Genomic DNA, 18554 nt, shown 5'->3' with positions numbered 1-18554 from the left:
GTCGGAGCGCGCCCGCGCGGCCAGCGCCCTCAGGCGCCCAGGAACCGCGGCTTGCGCTTCTCCATGAAGGCGGCCGCGCCCTCCCGGTAGTCGGCGCTCGCGAAGCAGGCCGCGATGGCGGTCTCGGCCGCGGCGACGTCGCGATCGCCGGGATCGTGGATGAGCTCGTTGACCGTCCGCTTGAGCGCCCGCAGCGTGAGCGGCGCGTTCTCGACCACGGCGGCGCACCATTCGTCGAACATCGCATCGAACGTCTCGCGCGGCGCCACCTGGCTCACGAAGCCCATGCGCAGCGCCTCCTGCGCGCCGAAGACGCGCGCGGAGAAGAACATGTCGAAGGTATTGGCCACGCCGACCACGGTCATGAACCGGCGCACGCCCACCACGCTGTAGCCCAGGCCCATGCGTCCGGCCGGCATGCGAAAGCGCGCGTCGTCGCGGCAGAAGCGCAGGTCGCACGCGGCGGCAAGGCCGAGGCCGCCGCCCATGCAGATGCCGCGGATCCTGGCGACGACCGGCTTGCTGCATTTCACCGGCGCGAGGTAGGCCTGCTCCACGGCCGCGTTGTAGGCCGCCTGCACCGCGGGGTCCGCCTGCGACGCGCCGAACTGCGAGATGTCGGCGCCGGAGACGAACGCGCTGTCGCCGTCGCCCTCCAGCACGATCAGCCGGATCTCGGGGTCGGCGTCGAGCGCGTCTAGCGCTTCCGGCAGGGCAAGCCACATGTCCCGCGACATCGCGTTGTACTTGCTCGGATTGGAGAACACGATGCGGCCGATGGCCGCCTCGCGCTTCACGATCAGTTCAGGCATGGCTCGTTCTTCCTCAGATAACCAGTTGTTCGCGGAGACCGGCGATCTCCGCAGCGTCGAAATCGCATTCCGCGAGAATCTCGGCGGTATGCTCGCCCCAGGCGGGTGCCGCGGCCACGATGGTAGCCGGCGTGCGCGACAGCGTCACCGGCTGGCTGATCACCTTGATCGGCTCGCCCTTGCCGGTGCGCGTATCGACCACCACGGCGAGATGCTGCACCTGCTCGTCCTCGAGCATCTCCGGCACGTCGTAGACCGGGCCGGCCGGCACGCCCGCGTCGTTCAGCAGCGCGACCCAGTGCTGCACGCCGTGCGCGCCGAAGACTTCGTTGAGCCGGCTGTTCAGGCGCGCGCGGTGCTTCACGCGCAGGGGCTCGGTGGCGAATTCGGCGTCGGCGATCCATTCGGGATGCCCGATGACCTTGCACAGCCGCATCCACGTCCCCTGCCCGGCGGCGCCCAGGTTGAGCAGCCCGTCGGCCGCGTTGAACACGCCCATCGGCGCGCTCGTCGGATGGTCGTTGCCCGCGGGCCGCGGGATGTCGCCCTCGTTCAGGAAGCGCGCAACCTGGAAGTCCATCATCGCGATCTGCGAGTGCAGCAGCGACGCCTGCACCCATTGCCCCTCGCCGGACTGATCGCGCTCGCGCAGCGCGATGAGGATGCCGATGGCGGTGTAGAGGCCCGTGCTCGAATCGGCGACGGCGATGCCGGCGCGCAGCGGCCCGGTCTCGGGATAGCCCGTCACCGACATGAGCCCGCCCATGCCCTGCACGATCTGGTCGAAGCCCGGCCGCGCCGCGTACGGCCCGTCCTGCCCGAATCCCGAGATGCTCGCCAGGATGATGCGCGGGTTGATGGCGCGCAGGGATGCGTAGTCGACGCCGAGGCGCGTCTTCACGTCCGGCCGCCAGTTCTCCACGACAACGTCGGCGGTCCTGACCATGCGCTTGAGGATGGCGAGGCCCTCGGGCTTCTTGAGGTTCAGCGTCATCGACCGCTTGTTGCGGTTGAGGTTCTGGAAGTCCCCGCCGAGGCGGTTGACGGCGAATATGTCTTCGTTCGGATCGACGCCGGCCGGCGGCTCGATGCGAACCACGTCGGCACCGAAATCGGCCAGCATCCGCACGCACGTGGGACCGGCGCGAACCCGGGAGAGGTCAAGTACCTTGATGCCCTGAAGGGCCGAGGATGCGCAGATGCGGGACATTCGTACTCCAGATGTATTTATGTTCGCGCAAAGCCCATTCATGCAAATGGGCACAAGCGAGCCTGGCAGGCCGTTCAAGGCTCGCGAAACTCAAGAGGTGGTGAAGAAGGGTCTCAGCGCAGCATGTCCTTCGGTAGCGATTGCAGCAGGTTGATCAGCGTCGCGCCCTCGGGACGCAGATGCGCCCTCATGAGGCGCACCGCCGTCTCGCCATCGCGCTCCTGGATCGCTTTCGCGATCTGGCCATGCTCGAGGTGCGCGTGCATGGCGTCACCCACCGCACCGAACGAATGGGAGCGGTAGGCGACCGTGCGGGTGCGCATGCGCAGGATCTCCTGGCGCAGGAACGTATTGCGCGAGCCGGCATAGAGCACCTCGTGGAACGCCATGTTGGCCTGCTGCCATCCGACCTGGTCGTCGGCCTCGGCGGCGGCTTCGCCGGCGAGATGGGCGTCCATCAGGGCTTGCCGCTCCGGCCGCGTCATGCGCTCGCACGCATAACCCGCGCAGAGCCCTTCCAGGTCGGACAGCAGCTCCCAGACGGAGACCAGCTGCTGCACGTCCATCTTCGAGACGATCGAGCCGCCGCGGGAAATGCTGCTGACGAGACCTTCGGACTTGAGCCGCACCAGCGCCTCGCGCACGGGGGTGCGGGAGACGCCGAACTGCGTCATCAGGCTCTCCTCGTCGATCGAATCGCCGGGCAACAGCATGCGCTGGCTGATCTGCGACTCGACCGCTCTGTAGATTTGGTCGCTCGTCGTCATGGCACTTGCCTGTATCGGAGGGTTCCCGCGAAGCGCGGGCGCTCAAGGGCGCGGGAACCGAAGCGGCATGCCTGCCGGTCGCCGGCACGCCAGGCCCTCGCGTGCGCTCGGAACGCGGGGCATGGGTGCGCGGGGTGGAAAAGCTCGGAAGTGTCTCTCACTGTGGATGGGTCGGAAAAAATCGCTCGAAGTCGTCGGGAAGCAGCCGGGTCAGATCGTCAGGTTGACCGTCACGGTCTTGAGCCGCGAGAAGCCTTCGGTCAGGGAAGACAGCGACTGCTCCTTGCCCTGGCCGCTCTGCTTGAAGCCGCCGTAGGGCTGGCCGAACAGCTGGCCCTTGCCCTGGTTGACCTGCACCCAGCCCGAGTCTATCTCATGGGCCATGCGGATCGCGCGCGCCGTGTTGTTCGAGAACACGTAGCCGGCCAGCCCGTAATGGCTGTCGTTGGCCATCTTCAGCACCTGCGCGTCGTCCTTCCAGGGAATCACGACGAGCACCGGCCCGAAGATCTCCTCCTTGGCCAGGCGCCACGCATTCGAGCTGCCGCCGAACAGCGTCGGCACGGTGAAGTACCCTTCGGCCAGCGGGCCGGAGGTCGGCGGCAGGCCGCCGGTCAGCAGCTTGACGTCCGGGTTCTTCAGCCCTTCCTCGATGTAGCTGCACACGCGCCCGTACTGCTTGCTGCTGATGAGGCTGCCCATGTCGGTCGCCTCGTCCAGCGGGTTGCCGATCTTGTAGCTGTTCATGAGCTTGACCAGCTTCTCCAGGAACGAATCGTAGATGGACTCGTGGAGGAACAGGCGCGAACCGGCGGTGCACGACTGGCTCTGGCGCGTGAAGCGCATGGCCGTGCCCACGTTCTGCACGACCCACTCTTCGTCCGCGTCGTCGCACACGATGGTCGGGCTCTTGCCGCCCAGCTCCAGCGAGACCGGGCCGATGCGCTCCGCCGCCGCGGCCATGATGCTCTTGCCGACCCCGGTGGAGCCGGTGAAGGACATCTTGTGGATGCGCGGATGCGACGCCAGCGCCGCGCCGCACTCCGCGCCGAGCCCGGTGACGACGTTGAGCACGCCCGGCGGGAGGAAGCGCTGGCAGATCTCCGCGAGGAACAGGCCCGCGAAGGGCGCATCCTCCGCGAGCTTGAGCACCATCGTATTGCCGGCCACCAGCGCCGGCGCGATCTTGATCGAGCACAGCACCGCGGGCGCGTTCCACGGCACGATCGCGCCGACGATCCCGAGCGGCTCGCGGCGCGTGTAGCTGAGGATGTCGTCGCCGAGCGGCAGCATCTCGCCCTTGAGCTCGCTGGCCAGGCCGCCGAAATAGCGGAAGGCGTCGACGCACAGCTGCGCCTCGGGCCGTGCCTGCGTGCGCAGCGCGTTGCCGGTCTCGTGCGCGATGATCCGCGCGAAGTCCTCCAGCTGCGCTTCGAGCGCGTCGGCGATCTTCTGCATCGCGCGGCCGCGCTGCGACGGCGTCACCTTCTTCCATGCGGTGAACGCGCGCTCGGCGGCCTGCACCGCGCGCTCGACGTCTTCCGCTCCGGCGCGCGGGATCTCGGCGATGACGCGCTTGTTGGCGGGGCACTCGACCGGCAGCGCGCGGCCGTCGGCGCTGCCCACCCACTCGCCGTTGAGCAGTTGCATGACGGGGCCGAGCCGGACCGAGGGTTCGGCCTGGCTTTGCAGACCATGAAATTCGTTGGACACGATCACTCCTGTGGATTGGGGCGGCTGGAGGACGGGACGCCCTGGGTTGATGGATGCTTGCTGGCCTCGCGCCGCGCATCGAGCAGCTTGATCAGCGAGCCGGTGATGCCGCGCGGCATCAGGAACATGCAGACGATCAGGATGCCGCCGTACACCGCGCCGGCGAGCGCCTGGCTGATGTCCGACGCATAGGACGGCACGAACTGCAGGAACAGGCCCGCCACCACCGCGCCGCTGATGGTGCCCAGGCCGCCCACGACGATCGACGCCAGGAAACCGATCGACAGCATGAGGGTGAACGAATCGGGGCCGATGAAGCCGATCGTGTAGGCCGCGAGCGCGCCGCCGACGCCGCCGAGCATCGATCCCGTGCCGAACACGACGACCTTGAGGTGGTTCACGTCCACGCCCATCGACGAGGCCGCCAGCTCGCCCCCGCGGATGCCGGCGAGCGCCCGCCCGGTGCTGCCGGCGACGAAGTTGCGCACCGCCCAGAAGACCACGATGGCGAACAGCAGCACGAAGTAGTAGAGCCACGCGTCCTGGCCCAGCGTGAACCATGCGGGCGGGTCCGGCTTGTCGAAGGTCAGGCCGGCGGCCCCGCCGGTGTACGACTTGAAATGCTTGACCAGCGGCACGACCGACACCGCGAGGATCAGCGTGATGAGCGCCAGGTACAGGCCGCGCAGGCGCTTGGCCGGGAATCCCGCGAGATAGCCGGCGCCGAAGCAGACGAGCGCGGCGATGCACACGGAAAGCGGCGGGTTCACGCCCAGCAGCGTATGCGTGAGGATGGCCGTGTACGCGCCCAGCGCGAAGAACATATTGTGGCCCAGCGAGACCTGGCCCACGTAGCCGGTGATCAGGTTCAGGCCCAGCGCCGCGATCGCATAGGTGAGCACGCCGGTGAACTGGAACGTGCGGTAGCCGGGGAAGACCAGCGGCACCAGGAACAGCAGCGCCGCGAACGCGAGCCAGCCGAGGGTCGACGTCCTGCGCACGGGCCGGGGGCCGGCCACGGCCGGCGCGGGGAGAATGCTCACCTTGTTCATACGCGCACCATCACGGTACTGCCGAAGAGACCTTCGGGCTTGACGATCAGAACCGCCACGATCAGCAGCAGCGGCAGGAGGATCTGCAGGTCGGCGCCCAGCCACGGCAGGTAGGCCATGGACAGCGACTGGGAGATGCCGACCACGGCGCCGCCGACCACGGCGCCGCGATAGCTCGTGAGGCCGCCGACCACGGCCGCCGCAAACGCATAGATGATGATCGAGCCCATCATGTTCGGGTCGATCGTGACGCGCGGCGCGACCAGCAATCCCGAGACCGCGCCCAGCACGGCCGCGAGGCCCCAGCCGATGGCCATCATCGCGGTGAAGGGAATCCCGACGAGCTTGGCCGAGGAGCCGTTGGAGGCGGCGGCGCGCAGCGCCATGCCCAGCCGCGTCTTCTGGAACAGCAGGAACATGCCCACGGAGATCGCCACCAGCACGGCGACCGTGCCGAGCAGCTCGACACTGACCCGGAACGAGCCGATCGAGAAATACTTCTCGGGGAAAGGCGAGTCGAGCGGCATCTGCATGAAGCCCCAGGTCGCGCCGCTGAGGCTGTTGAACGCGAGGAAGAGGCCCAGCGTGACGATGATGATGGTGAGCTCGTCCTTGTTCTGCACCGGCCGCACGAAGATCAGGTAGGTAGCCATGCCCACGAACAGCGAGACGACGATCGCCACCACGATCGCCCAGCCCAGGGGCAGGCCCCAGGCCACGCACTGCCAGGCGACGTAGGCCGACACCGTGGCCATCTCGCCCTGCGCGAAATTGGCGATGTTGGTGGTGCGATAGATCAGCACCAGCGCGAGGCCCAGCGACGCGTAGATCGCCCCGTCGCCGATGCCGTTGATGATCTGCTGGAGGAAATACTGCATGTGTGTCCCTCTCGTTGGCGTCTCGTTAGTGTCTCAGTGGCCCAGGTAGGCGGCGCGGATGCTGTCGTTGGCGGCGACCTCCGCCGCGCTGCCCGACAGCACCACCCGGCCGATCTCGAGGACGTAGGCGCGATGCGCGATCTCGAGCGCGAGATTGGCGTTCTGCTCGACGATCAGCATCGAGGTGCCGAGCGTCCGGTTGACCGTCTGCAGCGCGGCGAACAGGTGGTCGATGATGACCGGCGCGAGGCCCAGCGACGGCTCGTCGAGCAGCATCACGCGCGGCTTGAGCATCAGCGCCCGGCTCACCGCCAGCATCTGCTGTTCGCCGCCGGACAGGCTGCCCGCCTTCTGCTTGTGGCGCTCGCGCAGGCGCGGGAAGAGCGTATACATCTGCTCGATGTCGGCGTCGATGCCGCCCTTGTCCTTGCGGCGGTAGGCGCCGACCTGCAGGTTGTCCTCCACGGTCAGGTCGGCGAACGTCCCGCGCCCTTCCATCGCGTGCGCGACGCCCATGCGCGCGATGCGGTCCGGCCCCATGCCCTTGAGCGGCTTGCCGTCGAGCAGCACCTGGCCTTCGCGCTTGATCATGCCGCTGATCGACTTGAGCGTGGTGGTCTTGCCGGCGCCGTTGGCGCCGAGCAGCACCACGATGCTGCCCTCGGGCACCGCCAGGTCGACCCCGTGCAGCACCGCCGTCCTGCCGTAGCCCGCGGCCAGGCCCTTGATCTCAAGAACGTCCACGCTTCTTCCCCAGGTAGGCTTCGATCACGCGCGGGTCGGACTTCACGGCCTGCGGCTTGCCCTCGGCGATCTTGTTGCCGAAATCGAGCACCACGATGTCGTCGGAGATGTTCATCACCATGCCCATGTGGTGCTCGACCAGCAGGATGGTCACGTCGAAGTCCTGCCGCACGCGCAGCAGGGTCTGCGCGAGCTCGTCCACCTCGGAATGCGAGAGCCCGCCCGCGGGCTCGTCGAGCATCAGGAACGACGGGTTGGCGGCCAGCGCGCGCGCCAGTTCGATGCGCTTGAGCGTCGGATAAGGCAGGCTGTCGACGCGCTCGTCGTGAAGATGATCCAGCCCCAGCCGTTCCAGCAGCAGCATGGCGTCGCGCCGCAGCGCGATCTCCTCGGCGCGCCGCGACACCGGCACGCACGGCGCCATGAACAGGCGGGTGCGGCCGTGGTGGTAGCCGCCCAGCATGACGTTTTCAAGCACCGTCAGGCTGTTGATCAGCGCGAGGTTCTGGAACGTGCGGGCGATGCCCCGCCTGGCCATGTCCTTGGACTTCAGCCCCGTGATGTCCTCGCCGTCGAACAGGATGCGCCCCGACGACGGGTTGTAGAGGCGGCTGACGCAGTTGAACAGGCTGGTCTTGCCCGCGCCGTTCGGACCGATCAGGCCGCAGATCACGTTCCGGCGAACCTCGAACGTCAGCTCGTTGATCGCGACGATGCCGCCGAACCGCAGCGACAGCTTGTCGATCGCGAGCTTCGGCGAAGCCGTCGCCGGCAACGCCTCGACGGTCTCCGGCGGCAGCGCCATCAACACGGCGCTCATGCCCGGACGGCCTCGCCCGGCTTCGGCTGCCGGGGCGCGCTGCCCAGCCCGAGCTCCTGCTGCGCCTGCTGCGCCATGACCGACATGTCGGCACCCGGCGCGGCCGCGCGCAGCGACTGCGCGCACGAGGCCGCCACGCTGCGCGAGACCGTGCCCTTCGCGCCCATCGCGTCGTAGAGCGACATCGCCACGCGCACGTCCTTCTCGAGCAGCTGCATGGTGAAGCCGCAGGCGAACTTGCGGTCGACGATCTGGGGCTGCCAGTGCGTCATGGAGACCCAGTTCTGGCCGCTCGAGGCGTTGACGACCTTGAGCATGGTCGCCGGGTCCAGCCCGAACTTCTCGCCGACCGCGAAGGCCTCGCTGTTGACCGCGAGCGCGGTGGCCGACATCAGGTTGTTCAGCGCCTTGACCGCGTGGCCGGCGCCGACCCTGCCGACGTGGAACACGTTCGGCCCCATCTTCAGCAGCAGCGGGCGGGCCGCTTCGTAGTCGGCGGCGTCGCCGCCCACCATGATCGCGAGCGTGCCCTTCTCCGCGCCGATGGCGCCGCCCGAGACCGGCGCGTCGATGAAGCGCAGGCCGCGGCGCTTCGCCTCTTCGGCGTTCGCGACCGAGTTGGTCGGCGCCGACGAGCTCATGTCGATGATCAGGGCGCCCGGCTTGAGCGCGTCGAACAGGCCCTTGCCGCCCTCGCCGCGCAGGACGGCGTCGACCACCTGGCTGGTAGGCAGCATCAGGATCACCGCGTCCGCCGCGGCCATGTCCGCCACCGTCGCCACCCTGCCGCCGACCGCTTCGGCCGCCGCCGCGGCCGCGGCCGCGTTGGCGTCGCTGACCAGCAGCGTGGCCGAGCCCTTGAGATGCCGGACCATGCGGTGGCCCATCGTGCCGAGACCGATGAAGCCGACCGTGGCGAACGCGTGTTCTTTCACTTGTGTCATTTCAAATCGCTCCTCTGTGCTGCGCTGTGCTGTGCTGTGCTGTGCTGTCTTGGGGTTGGGATCAGTTCGACTTGGCGCGCGGTTCCCACGCGGGCGTGCGGCCCTCGTAGTTGAGAACGCCGCCGACCGGCACGAACTTCACGCCGTCGAACTGGGCGATCTGCACGGACTCGATCGGGTAGCCGTCGGCCGTCCCCTTGGTGTTCAGCCTGATGCCTTCGAGCAGGATCGGCACCTTGACGTTGTCCAGGCTGCGGATGGACGCCATGAAGGCGTCGCGCGTCGGCGTCTTCATCCGCTCCAGCACGGCCTTCGTGGCCATGCAGTCGTACCAGCCCATCGTCGCGTTCTGGTCCGCCACGTTCGCGCCCGGCGCGTACTGCTTGAGCTTGGTGAGGTAGGTCTTCATGTCCTCGTCGTTCGCGAACGCCGGGTTGGTCGCGTCCTTGATGTAGAGGCCGCTGTAGATGCCCTTGGAGATGTCGGCGCCGGCGGGCACCAGCGTGCCGCCGATGCTGGCGCCCACGTTCCAGACGATGTGCACCGGCTTCCAGTTGATGGCGGCGGTCTGCTTGATGGCCTGCACGACGAACTTCGGCGTGGTCGCCTCGACGAAGACGTCGGCCCCCGACTCCTTCAGGCGGCTGATCTTCGCATTGATGGTCGGCTCGCTGTAGCTGTGCTCCTCGTGGGCTACGATGTTCAGGCCGAGCGCCTTGGCGGTCTTGACGAAGGTGTCGGCGAAGAAGGGGCCGCCGCTGTCGTCGTTGATCAGCGCGATCTTGGCGTTCGGCCACTTCTGCTTGATGAACTCCGCGTACATGGCCGCCTCGGTGTTGTACGAGAGATAGCCGAGCATGGTCCAGGGGAACTTCTCGACCTCCGCCCTCGCGCCGAACATCGGGCCGCCCGAGCCGATGAAGGCCTGCGGTATCTTCTCGGCGTTGTAGTACGAGCGCGTTCCGAGGTTGGCGCCGGTGCCGTTGTTGCCGATCACGGCGAAGACCTTCGACTGCTCCACGAAGCGGCGCGCGTTCTGCAGCGCGCGGGCCGGCTCCATGGCGTCGTCGAGCGTCTCGATCTTGATCTTGCGCGTCTTGCCGTCGCCGACCTTGACGCCGCCCTGCTCGGCGTTGAGGTAATCGAAGCAGCCCTTGACCCCCACGCCGATGGCGCCGTAGGCGGCATTGGGGCCGGACTGCGCCACGGAGACCCCGAACACGATCTCGGAGTCGGAGATGCCCGCGTCGGCCGCGCGCGCCGCGGCCGACCAGGCAATGAGCGCGGACGCCACCGCGCAGAACATGAGGCGACGGCCCGAAGGGCTTCGACAAGGGCTCCGACCATAGATCATTCGCTGTCTCCTAGTTGTTGTGTTGAGAGTTCCGCCCTCAATCGGCCGGCGCTGCGACGTGTGTGGTTGGTCATCGCCAAGTCTTTTTACACGTCACCTCCGTATATTTATAGAATCTATCTGAATTCAGAAAAGCGCCTTAGGGATATTCCCGTAGCTGCACCGCCGCAAAATTCCGGCGCCGGCGGACGGCCGGGGCGCTGGAACCGACATCGGCAGCACAACCAGGAGGCAGGATCGATGGCAAATGAAAATGGGGCCGACGCGGCACCGGCAACGCAGGCGCCCGCGCTGGTGTCCAACGCCGTGAGCGATGCGCTGCGCGCGCGCTTCGGCGTCGAGGGCGCATGGTCGTTCGGGATCACCTTCCGCGCGCGATGGAGCGAAACCGATGCCTACCAGCACGTCAGCAACCGCACGCACTTCGTCTGGTTCGAGGAAACCCGCAACCGCTACCTGGAAGCCGCCGGCTATCCCCTGACCGGGCCGGACACGCCCGGGCCAGTCATCCGCGAGACGACCTGCACCTACGAGCAGCCCATCTCGCTTGGCGACGAAGTGCTCGTGACCTGCCGCACCGCGTGGGTCGGCCGAACGAGCCTGCGGATGGACTACGCGGTGTGGCACGGTGGCCTGGCCGCGACCGCGCATACCATCGTGGTCTGGTATCGCAACACCACCCGGGAACGTCTGCCGGTGCCGCCCGCACTGATTGCCTACATGGAAAAACTCGACGGCACGACGCGGCGCTGAGGTCGCGGATGCGCATCCGCCGGGCGAGAGCGCGTCCGCACATTCCCGGCAGGATGCGGCTTGACGCGCCGATGTGGAAAAAAGCACATCGGGAGCCGCGTCGCGCCGCGCCGGCAAGATCCCCGGGGCCGCGAGCGACCCGCCGGCCGCCGGGCATCCCCGCTCATTTTCCGCTCATTGTCATGAACCACACTGCCGTTGTGGAGGCAGCGCGCGCCGATGCGATCAAGGCCCGGTCGCCGGTCCGCCGCCTTCCCGATACGCTCTGGAGACCATCATGACCAAGATTGCCCGGCTGCTCGAGAAGCTTCACGTCACCCGCCGCTTCGCGGAAAGCTACGGACAACCGGCGATGACCCCGCGCCTCACTTTGCCGCTTTGCGAAGCATGATTTCACGAGCGACTTCGGTGACCAGTTCACGCAACCACTGGTGCGCAGCATCATGGCGGTAGCGGACATGCCACGCCATATCCACCGGGAATGTCCCCAGGTCCACTGGCGCGGCCAGTATCTTCAGCCGGGCATCGCTTGCGAGATGGCGACAGATCAGCGCAGGTAGCGTCGCGCAATAGTCTGTCGCGGCAACAAGTTCCGGAACCGCCATGAAGTGCGTGACGGATATCGCTACCTCACGGCGAAGGCCCTGGCGCTGAAGCGTCTGGAACAGACCCGCGCGCAGGCGGCCGGGTGGCAGCACATTGACGTGCTTGAGCTGCTCGTACTGTTGCCTGGACATTCGCTTGTGTACATGCGGATGGTCGGCGCGCACCACGCAGGCAATGCCGTCTTCCATCAGGGGCTGCACCACGAGGTTGTCAGGCGGGTCGACAATGCGGCCCAGCACCATCGCGGTAGCGCCGGAACCCACGCCGGTCTCGGCCAGGTCCGTGCCAAACGGCACCAGCCGCAGCCGAATTCCCGGTGCCCGCTCGCTCAACCGCGTGACGATTCCAGGCAACAGCACGAACTCGACGTAGCTGCTCGGCGCCAGTATGAACAGACGCTCCGCCTGCTTCGGGTCGAAGCCCTGCTGGCCCAGTACCAGCTCGTCGAGCTGGCCGATCGCGGCGGCGATGCCGGGCGCCAGCGCTTCGGCTTTCTCCGTTGGCTGCATGCCGTACCGTTCGCGAATGAACAGGGGGTCCTGCAACAAATCCCGCAGTCTCGCCAGGGCATTGGACAGCGCCGGTTGCGTCATCCCCAGCCGCTCGGCCGCACGCGTGACGCTTCGCTCCTCCATGAGCGTCAGGAATACGGGCAAGAGATTCAGGTCGTAGCGCATCCAGATATATTGTCAGAAAAATATCTGGAATCCAATAAATAAATTGGATGAATGAACAGGCAGTGCACATACTCCATTGCACAGAGAGGTTGCCTCCCCTGCCTGACGGACAGGCGGCAGCACTCTTTCCACACTGCATCCGCACACAGCCACTGGAGTCGCCATGTCTTCCGAATCGCTTTTTACCCCCTTCCGCCTGGGCGCCATCGACGTCCGCAACCGCATCGCCATGGCGCCGCTGACCCGGTCGCGCGCAGGCATGGACGGTGTCCAGACGCCGCTGGCCGTCGACTACTACGGACAGCGAGCGTCGGCGGGCCTGATCATCACCGAGGCAACCAACATCTCGCGCCAGGGTCGTAGCTATGCTTACACGCCCGGCATCTACACCGACGCGCATGTGGATGCCTGGGCACCCGTGACCAACGCGGTCCATGCGGCGGGCGGCCGCATCGTGATGCAGTTGTGGCATGTGGGCCGCATGTCGCATGTCAGCCTGCAGGAAGACGGCGCCGCGCCGGTAGCGCCGTCCGCCATCCAGGCTGGCGGCAACGTCTTTACCGAAGCCGGACACCTGCCGCCGTCGATGCCGCGGGCACTTGCCACCGAGGAGATCGCCGGCATCGTGGAAGACTACCGAAGCGCCGCGCGCCGCGCGAAGGCCGCCGGGTTCGATGGCGTGGAAGTACACGCAGCCAACGGCTACCTGCTGGAGCAATTCCTGCGCGACAGCACAAACCACCGCGAAGACCGCTACGGCGGCTCCATTGAAAACCGCGCACGCCTGTCGCTGGAAGTGGTGGAAGCTGTCGCCGGGGTCTGGGGCGCCGATCGCGTCGGGCTTCGCCTATCCCCCTTCTCGACCGCGGTAGGGGACACGCCGCTGGACAGCACGCCGATGGAAACGCACGGCTACCTGGCTCGCCGGCTCGGCGAGATGGGACTGGCATACCTCCATGCCGTCGAGGGGCAGTTGCACGGCGGCAACGGCGCCGCAACGTTCGACGTGCAAGCCCTGCGCGCAGCCTTCGGCGGCGCCTACATTGCCAACAATGGATACGACCGGCACCGCGCCCTGAACGCCACCGCTTCCGGTCACGCGGACATGATCGCCTTCGGCAAGCCCTTCATCGGAAATCCCGACCTCGTTGAGCGGCTGCGGTCGGACGTGCCTCTGCATGAGGCAGCGGCGGCTACCTTCTTTGGCGGCGGCGCCGAGGGGTACACCGAACTGGTCCGAGCCTAGGGCTGTCACGAGACTGGCCGGTGGGGGCTGATTGCCTCGGCCGGCCAGTGGAAAAGTCCAGATTTGAGCCACAACGCATCCGCCCCGAACAGAGGTCGCCGGAAACGCCCCGGCCGCCCCAGCGGCCGCAGCCTGCCAGCACGCCGGCGCGGGCTGGCAGGCCGGCGCGTGCCAGCTCCGCCTGACGCCTATTTTTCCTCAATGCGGTAATTCTTCAGCCACCGCCACAGCGTCGACCGATCAACGCCGAGCAGCGCGGCCGCATCCGCGTACTTGCCCCCGCTGCGCTCGAGCGCGTCCTTGATGCGCCGGACCTTGCGGCTCTCGTCGGGATTGCGCCGACCTGCCTTCATCATCGATTCGATCGCCGCGCGGCCGATGCGCTGCTGTTTCGCCGTGATTACCAGACGCGCGATGACATTCTGGAGCTGCCGCACGTTGCCAGGCCATGCGAACGCTTCGAGACTGCGGATAGCGGCCGCTTCGATCGACAACTGGCGCTGCTGCTCCTTCGCGTAGCGCGCGAGGAAAACGTCGACGAAGCGCGCGACATCGCCGCGCCGCTCGCGCAAGGGCGGCAGCGTCAACGACAGCACGTTCAGGCGATAGAAAAGATCTTCGCGAAAGGTCTTTTGCGCGACCAGTTCGTCGAGATTCTGATTCGTCGCGGCGACGATCCGCACGTTGACGGGAATGTTGCGCTCGCTTCCCAGGCGGCGGATGGTCTTTTCCTGCAGGAAACGCAGCAGCCGGCCCTGATTCGCATAGTCCATCTCGCCGATTTCATCGAGAAACACCGTGCCGTTATGCGCGACTTCGAACAATCCCGGCTTGCCTTCGCGGCTTGCGCCGGTGAATGCGCCGCCGACATAGCCAAACAGCTCGCTTTCGAGAATCTGCGCCGGCAACGCCGCGCAATTGATCGCGACGAACGGGCCGTCGGCATGACGCGATGCATTGTGGATACTCTGCGCGAATGCCTCCTTCCCGGTGCCGGTTTCTCCGAGAATCAGCACGCTGAACGGTGACTTCGCATAATCCTTCGCAACTTCGATGGCGTCCGTGATCGCTTCGCTCGCGCCGATGATCTGGTCGAACGTGAAATGGGCAACGTGGCCTTGCGCGTAAGTCTTCTTGCGGATCGCCACCTCCATTTTCTCGATCCGCGCGGTTTCCTGAAACGTCGCGATCGCGCCGATGGGACGGTCGTCGAAAACGATGGGCGCCTTGCCGCACACGAGCCGCGTGCCGTTCATGTCGATGATCTGATCGGCTTCGCGCTGATCGATTCTTATCGAGGCATCGAGTTGCAGCGCGGGCCATACCTGATCGATTTTCGCGCCGATCGCCGACGCGCGGCGAATGCCGGTGAGCTTTTCGGCGGCGAGATTGAAACTGGTGATATTGCCTTCGGCGTCGGTGGTGACGATGCCTTCGTACGCATTGTCGAAGATCGTATTGATCAGGATATTGCGCTCGCGCACCTGAACCATCGCGGACTGAATCTGCCGGGCCTGCTGTGCCGCCAGCAGAATCGCTTCCCTGCCCATCGGAATCAGGCTCGCGGCGATATTCGCTTCCAGCGCGCGCATGACGCTGACGCCGCCGCCGATGATGCCGTCGTTGCCGTCGTCGCGCGCGGCCCGCACGGCATTCGCGGCCTCGTCGCTGTGCGTGATCAGATATTTGCGCAATTCGACGCCGAGCAACTGGCCAAGCCAGTCGAGGTCGTAAATCATCGAGGCGAAACAGACGACACCGATTTTCGTCCCATGCGGCTTCATGCTTTCCACCGCGCGAATCAGATCGGAAATAGTGATGGGCACGTCGACGATCGGCGCCGCGATTCTCGAATCCTTGAGCGTGCGCGCGGTTTCCGCCCGGGCAATGATGATCTCGGCGCCCTCTTCGATCAGATCATTCGCGATCGGCCCCGCTTCCGTCATCAGTCCGACGCGAATGCGGATGTCGCGATGCGCCGCGAGCGCATCCTTCGCGACCTCATGCATTGCGTCGTTCGGCACGATGAAGCCGATATTCGCGGTCACATCCGGTCTCCTTGTTTATTTTTGGGGTCTGCGCCAGCGACGCAGTATGCAACACGATGCAACGCTATGCAACGCGAATGCAACACCACGCGATGGCGGCTGCAACGCCGGCGGGCCGGCAGCCCCCGTCACACCGTGAAATCGCCCCCTGGCAGATTTCTTGCTGTCATGAAGCCATCGACGAACCCGGCCCGAACAGGCGGAATCGACGAAATATAAAAAGCATATTGGAGACCTCGTGAAGCATTGCCATCCCTGTCCCATACCTCGCGCGATCTTCTATCGCACGTAGCGCCAATTCGAATCGCAATCGCTCTGCATCGACGCGTCAAGACGCGATCGGCTGGGTTCGTGCGCGCGCGCTTTTTGCCCCAACAGGCAAATTCAACCTGCCATCAGTTAAAGGAAAAGAAACAGCATGACTTATCAGATTGCCGTACTTCGTGGAGATGGAATCGGCCCCGAAATCACCGACGAGGCAACCAAGGTGCTCGACGCCGTGCAATCGGTTCAGCCCGGCCTCAAGATGGCGCTGACGCCGTACGACGCGGGCGCGGAGCACTACACGCGAACCGGCGAAGCGCTGCCCGCCGCGACCTTCGAAGCCGTCAAGGCCGCCGACGCGATTCTGCTCGGCGCGATGGGCTTGCCCGAAGTGCGCATGCCCGACGGCACCGAGGTGCAGGGCCGCATCATCATCCGCCTGCGCAAAGGCCTCGGCCTCTACGCGGGCGTGCGTCCGATCAAGCTGTACCCGGGCGTCACGCCCACGGTGGGCAGCAGCGGTCCCGTCGATTTCGTCATCGTGCGCGAGAGCACCGAAGGCCTGTTCGCGTCGTTCGACGGCGGCATGGAGATCCACGATGAAGTCGTCGGCGACACGATGCTGATCAGCCGCGCCGGCACCGAGCGCGTGAGCCGCTTCGCGTTCCGCACCGCGCAGGAACGCGCGGCGAAGCGCAGCGACGGCAAGGCGCTCGTTACCTGCGTCGACAAGGCGAACATCTTCCGTTCGCTCGCGTTCTTCCGCAAGGTCTTCACCGAAGTCGCCGAGCGCGAGTATCCGACGATCGAGCGCAACTACGCGCTCATCGATGCGCTGTCGCTCGCGATCATCCAGAACCCGTCGGCGTATGACGTGCTGGTGATGGAGAACATGTTCGGCGACATCCTCTCCGACCTCGCGGCCGCGTTGAACGGCGGCCTCGGCATGGCGCCGTCGGGCGACATCGGCGACCGCCACGGCCTGTTCCAGCCTTCGCACGGCTCCGCGCCGACCATCGCCGGCAAGGGCGTCGCCAATCCGCTCGCGACCATCCTGTCGGCGAAGATGATGCTCGAGTGGCTCGGTTCGCGCCACGGCGACGAACTCGCCACGCAGGGCGCCGAACTGATCGAGCGCGCGGTGTGCGAAGTGACCGCGAGCGGCCTCGTGACGCCGGATCTCGGCGGCAAGGCGCGCACCGAGGAGATCGGCGATGCGGTTGCGGATGCCGTGCGGCGCCTGAGCCGCTCTGGCCACGCAGGCAGCGCATCATGATGCCCGGCGCCGCGCTGGACGCATCGGGCCAATGGGCCGCGACCTCGCTGATCGCCGCTGTGGTGGTCGGCATCGCGGTCGTCATCGCGCTGATCAGCCTGTTGAAAGTGCATCCGTTCATCGCGCTGATCGCCGGATCGGCGACGGTCGGCCTGATGGCGGGCATGGGCGCGTCGGAGACGACCAACGTGTTTCTGAAGTCGTTCGGCGGCACGGTGTCGTCGACCGGCATTCTCATCGCGTTGGGCGCGATGCTCGGCAAGCTGCTTGCGGACAGCGGCGGCGCCCACGTCATCGTCGAGACCATCATCGGCCGCGTGGCGCTCGCGGCGTTGCCGTGGGCGCTGTGCCTGGTCGCGTTCCTGCTGAGCCTGCCGCTTTTCTTCGAGGTCGCGGTGGTGCTGATCATGCCGATCGTGCTGCTGATCGCGAAGCAGTCAGGACAGTCGACCATTCGCCTCGGTGTGCCCGCGCTGGCGTCGATTTCGCTGCTCAACGGTTTTCTGCTGCCGCATCCGGGTCCGCTCACCGCGGTCGCCGGGCTGCATGCGGATTTCGGCACGACGCTGCTGCTCGGCTTCGTCATCGCGATTCCGACGGTGATCATCGGCGGCCCGCTGCTCGGCAATTTCCTGGACCGGCACATGCGCTCGCCCGAGCCGCCCGCCGATCTCGTGCCGGCCTCGATGCCGATGGGCGGCCTGTCGGCCGCGACCCGCCGCCCGCGCTTCGGCTGGGCGCTCGCGACGATCCTGCTGCCGGTGCTGCTGATGATCGTGAAGACGCTCGTCGATCTGATGTTCGACAAGCACAGCGGCATGCGCGCGATCGGCGACGCGGTCGGCCAGCCGATGATCGCCCTGCTCGCCGGCCTCGTGATGGCGCATTTCACGCTCGGCGCCGGCGGCGGCCTGAACTTCCGTCAGATCAGCGAAAGCACCGGCCGCGGCCTGCCGGCGATCGCGAGCATCGTGTTCATCGTCGGCGCGGGCGGCGGATTCGGCGGCGTGCTGGTCGCCTCGGGCGTGTCGAAGCAGCTCGGCATCCTGATCGATCAGCTCGGCCTGCCGGTCTACCTGCTCGGCTGGCTGATCACGGCGCTCGTGCGGATCGCGGTCGGCTCCGGGACCGTGTCGATCGTCACCGCCGTCGGCCTGCTCGCGCCGGTCACGCATGCCGCGACGCCGCTGCAGTCCGCGCTGATCGCGCTGTCGATCGGCGCCGGCTCGCGCTTTTTCTCCCACGTCAACGACGCCGGTTTCTGGCTCGTCAAGGAGTACATGGGCTTCTCGGTGAAAGAGACGTTCAAGGTATGGACGCTGCTCGACTGCGTGATATCGGTCGTCGCGCTGGTCGGCGTCATGATCGTCGATGTGGTCGCGAGATAGAT

The 18554-nt window shown here is 66.6% G+C and carries 15 protein-coding genes and 1 pseudogene; 4 read left to right on the top strand and 12 right to left on the bottom strand.

Annotated features, from left to right (window positions below):
• Positions 1-29: 29 nt before the first annotated feature.
• From KF708C_RS16240 to KF708C_RS16195, 10 genes and pseudogenes are all read right to left on the bottom strand, one after another.
• Positions 30-812: an enoyl-CoA hydratase gene (locus tag KF708C_RS16240; RefSeq protein ID WP_059412589.1), complete on the bottom strand. Its 783-nt coding sequence runs from the start codon at positions 810-812 to the stop codon at positions 30-32.
• A 13-nt stretch (positions 813-825) separates the two neighbouring features.
• On the bottom strand, positions 826-2022 hold the full coding sequence (locus KF708C_RS16235; RefSeq protein ID WP_029043762.1) for a CaiB/BaiF CoA transferase family protein: 1197 nt from the start codon (positions 2020-2022) through the stop codon (positions 826-828).
• Positions 2023-2135: 113 nt separating this feature from the next.
• Positions 2136-2789: a GntR family transcriptional regulator gene (locus tag KF708C_RS16230; RefSeq protein ID WP_020203740.1), complete on the bottom strand. Its 654-nt coding sequence runs from the start codon at positions 2787-2789 to the stop codon at positions 2136-2138.
• A gap of 210 nt (positions 2790-2999) precedes the next feature.
• Positions 3000-4502: an aldehyde dehydrogenase family protein gene (locus tag KF708C_RS16225; RefSeq protein WP_231586506.1), complete on the bottom strand. Its 1503-nt coding sequence runs from the start codon at positions 4500-4502 to the stop codon at positions 3000-3002.
• Between the two features lie 2 nt (positions 4503-4504).
• The gene (locus KF708C_RS16220) at positions 4505-5554 is read right to left on the bottom strand and encodes a branched-chain amino acid ABC transporter permease (protein WP_020203738.1); all 1050 of its coding nucleotides are present in this window, start codon (positions 5552-5554) and stop codon (positions 4505-4507) included.
• The gene (locus KF708C_RS16215) at positions 5551-6432 is read right to left on the bottom strand and encodes a branched-chain amino acid ABC transporter permease (protein ID WP_020203737.1); all 882 of its coding nucleotides are present in this window, start codon (positions 6430-6432) and stop codon (positions 5551-5553) included. Before KF708C_RS16215 ends, KF708C_RS16220 begins: the two co-directional genes overlap by 4 nt.
• Before the next feature lie 33 nt (positions 6433-6465).
• Positions 6466-7176: an ABC transporter ATP-binding protein gene (locus tag KF708C_RS16210; protein ID WP_020203736.1), complete on the bottom strand. Its 711-nt coding sequence runs from the start codon at positions 7174-7176 to the stop codon at positions 6466-6468.
• Positions 7163-7996, bottom strand: coding sequence for an ABC transporter ATP-binding protein (locus KF708C_RS16205; RefSeq protein ID WP_082079592.1), 834 nt, complete (start codon positions 7994-7996; stop codon positions 7163-7165). Before KF708C_RS16205 ends, KF708C_RS16210 begins: the two co-directional genes overlap by 14 nt.
• Positions 7993-8955 (bottom strand): annotated as a pseudogene (locus KF708C_RS16200) (NAD(P)-dependent oxidoreductase); the annotation flags it as partial. The gene KF708C_RS16205 and the pseudogene KF708C_RS16200, both read right to left, overlap by 4 nt.
• A 46-nt stretch (positions 8956-9001) precedes the next feature.
• A complete protein-coding gene (locus tag KF708C_RS16195) occupies positions 9002-10234 on the bottom strand; it encodes an ABC transporter substrate-binding protein (protein ID WP_197090367.1) in 1233 nt (410 codons plus the stop codon).
• 300 nt (positions 10235-10534) lie between these two features.
• On the opposite strand from KF708C_RS16195, the gene KF708C_RS16190 reads away from it, so the two are divergent.
• The gene (locus KF708C_RS16190; RefSeq protein WP_059412588.1) at positions 10535-11047 is read left to right on the top strand and encodes an acyl-CoA thioesterase; all 513 of its coding nucleotides are present in this window, start codon (positions 10535-10537) and stop codon (positions 11045-11047) included.
• Between the two features lie 365 nt (positions 11048-11412).
• Here the strand turns inward: KF708C_RS16190 and KF708C_RS16185 are convergent, their stop codons facing one another.
• Positions 11413-12330 carry a LysR family transcriptional regulator gene (locus KF708C_RS16185; RefSeq protein ID WP_020203731.1) on the bottom strand — a complete coding sequence of 306 codons (918 nt, stop codon included), beginning with the start codon at positions 12328-12330 and terminating at the stop codon, positions 11413-11415.
• A gap of 163 nt (positions 12331-12493) precedes the next feature.
• Between KF708C_RS16185 and KF708C_RS16180 the strand changes: the two genes are divergently transcribed.
• Positions 12494-13576: an alkene reductase gene (locus KF708C_RS16180; RefSeq protein WP_059412587.1), complete on the top strand. Its 1083-nt coding sequence runs from the start codon at positions 12494-12496 to the stop codon at positions 13574-13576.
• Between the two features lie 188 nt (positions 13577-13764).
• On the opposite strand, the gene KF708C_RS16175 is transcribed toward KF708C_RS16180, so the two are convergent.
• A complete protein-coding gene (locus KF708C_RS16175) occupies positions 13765-15624 on the bottom strand; it encodes a sigma 54-interacting transcriptional regulator (protein WP_059412586.1) in 1860 nt (619 codons plus the stop codon).
• A 418-nt stretch (positions 15625-16042) separates the two neighbouring features.
• Between KF708C_RS16175 and KF708C_RS16170 the strand changes: the two genes are divergently transcribed.
• Entirely contained in the window at positions 16043-17164 is a 1122-nt protein-coding gene (locus KF708C_RS16170; protein WP_059412585.1) for an isocitrate/isopropylmalate dehydrogenase family protein, read from the top strand.
• Positions 17161-18552: a GntT/GntP/DsdX family permease gene (locus tag KF708C_RS16165; RefSeq protein ID WP_059412584.1), complete on the top strand. Its 1392-nt coding sequence runs from the start codon at positions 17161-17163 to the stop codon at positions 18550-18552. Before KF708C_RS16170 ends, KF708C_RS16165 begins: the two co-directional genes overlap by 4 nt.
• The last annotated feature ends 2 nt before the right edge of the window (positions 18553-18554 follow it).

The sequence above is a fragment of the Cupriavidus basilensis genome (assembly GCF_000876015.1).
Taxonomy (GTDB): Bacteria; Pseudomonadota; Gammaproteobacteria; order Burkholderiales; family Burkholderiaceae; genus Cupriavidus; species Cupriavidus basilensis_B.
The sequence above is the reverse complement of the archived record's forward strand: the minus strand, read 5'-3'. Positions and strand labels throughout refer to the sequence as shown.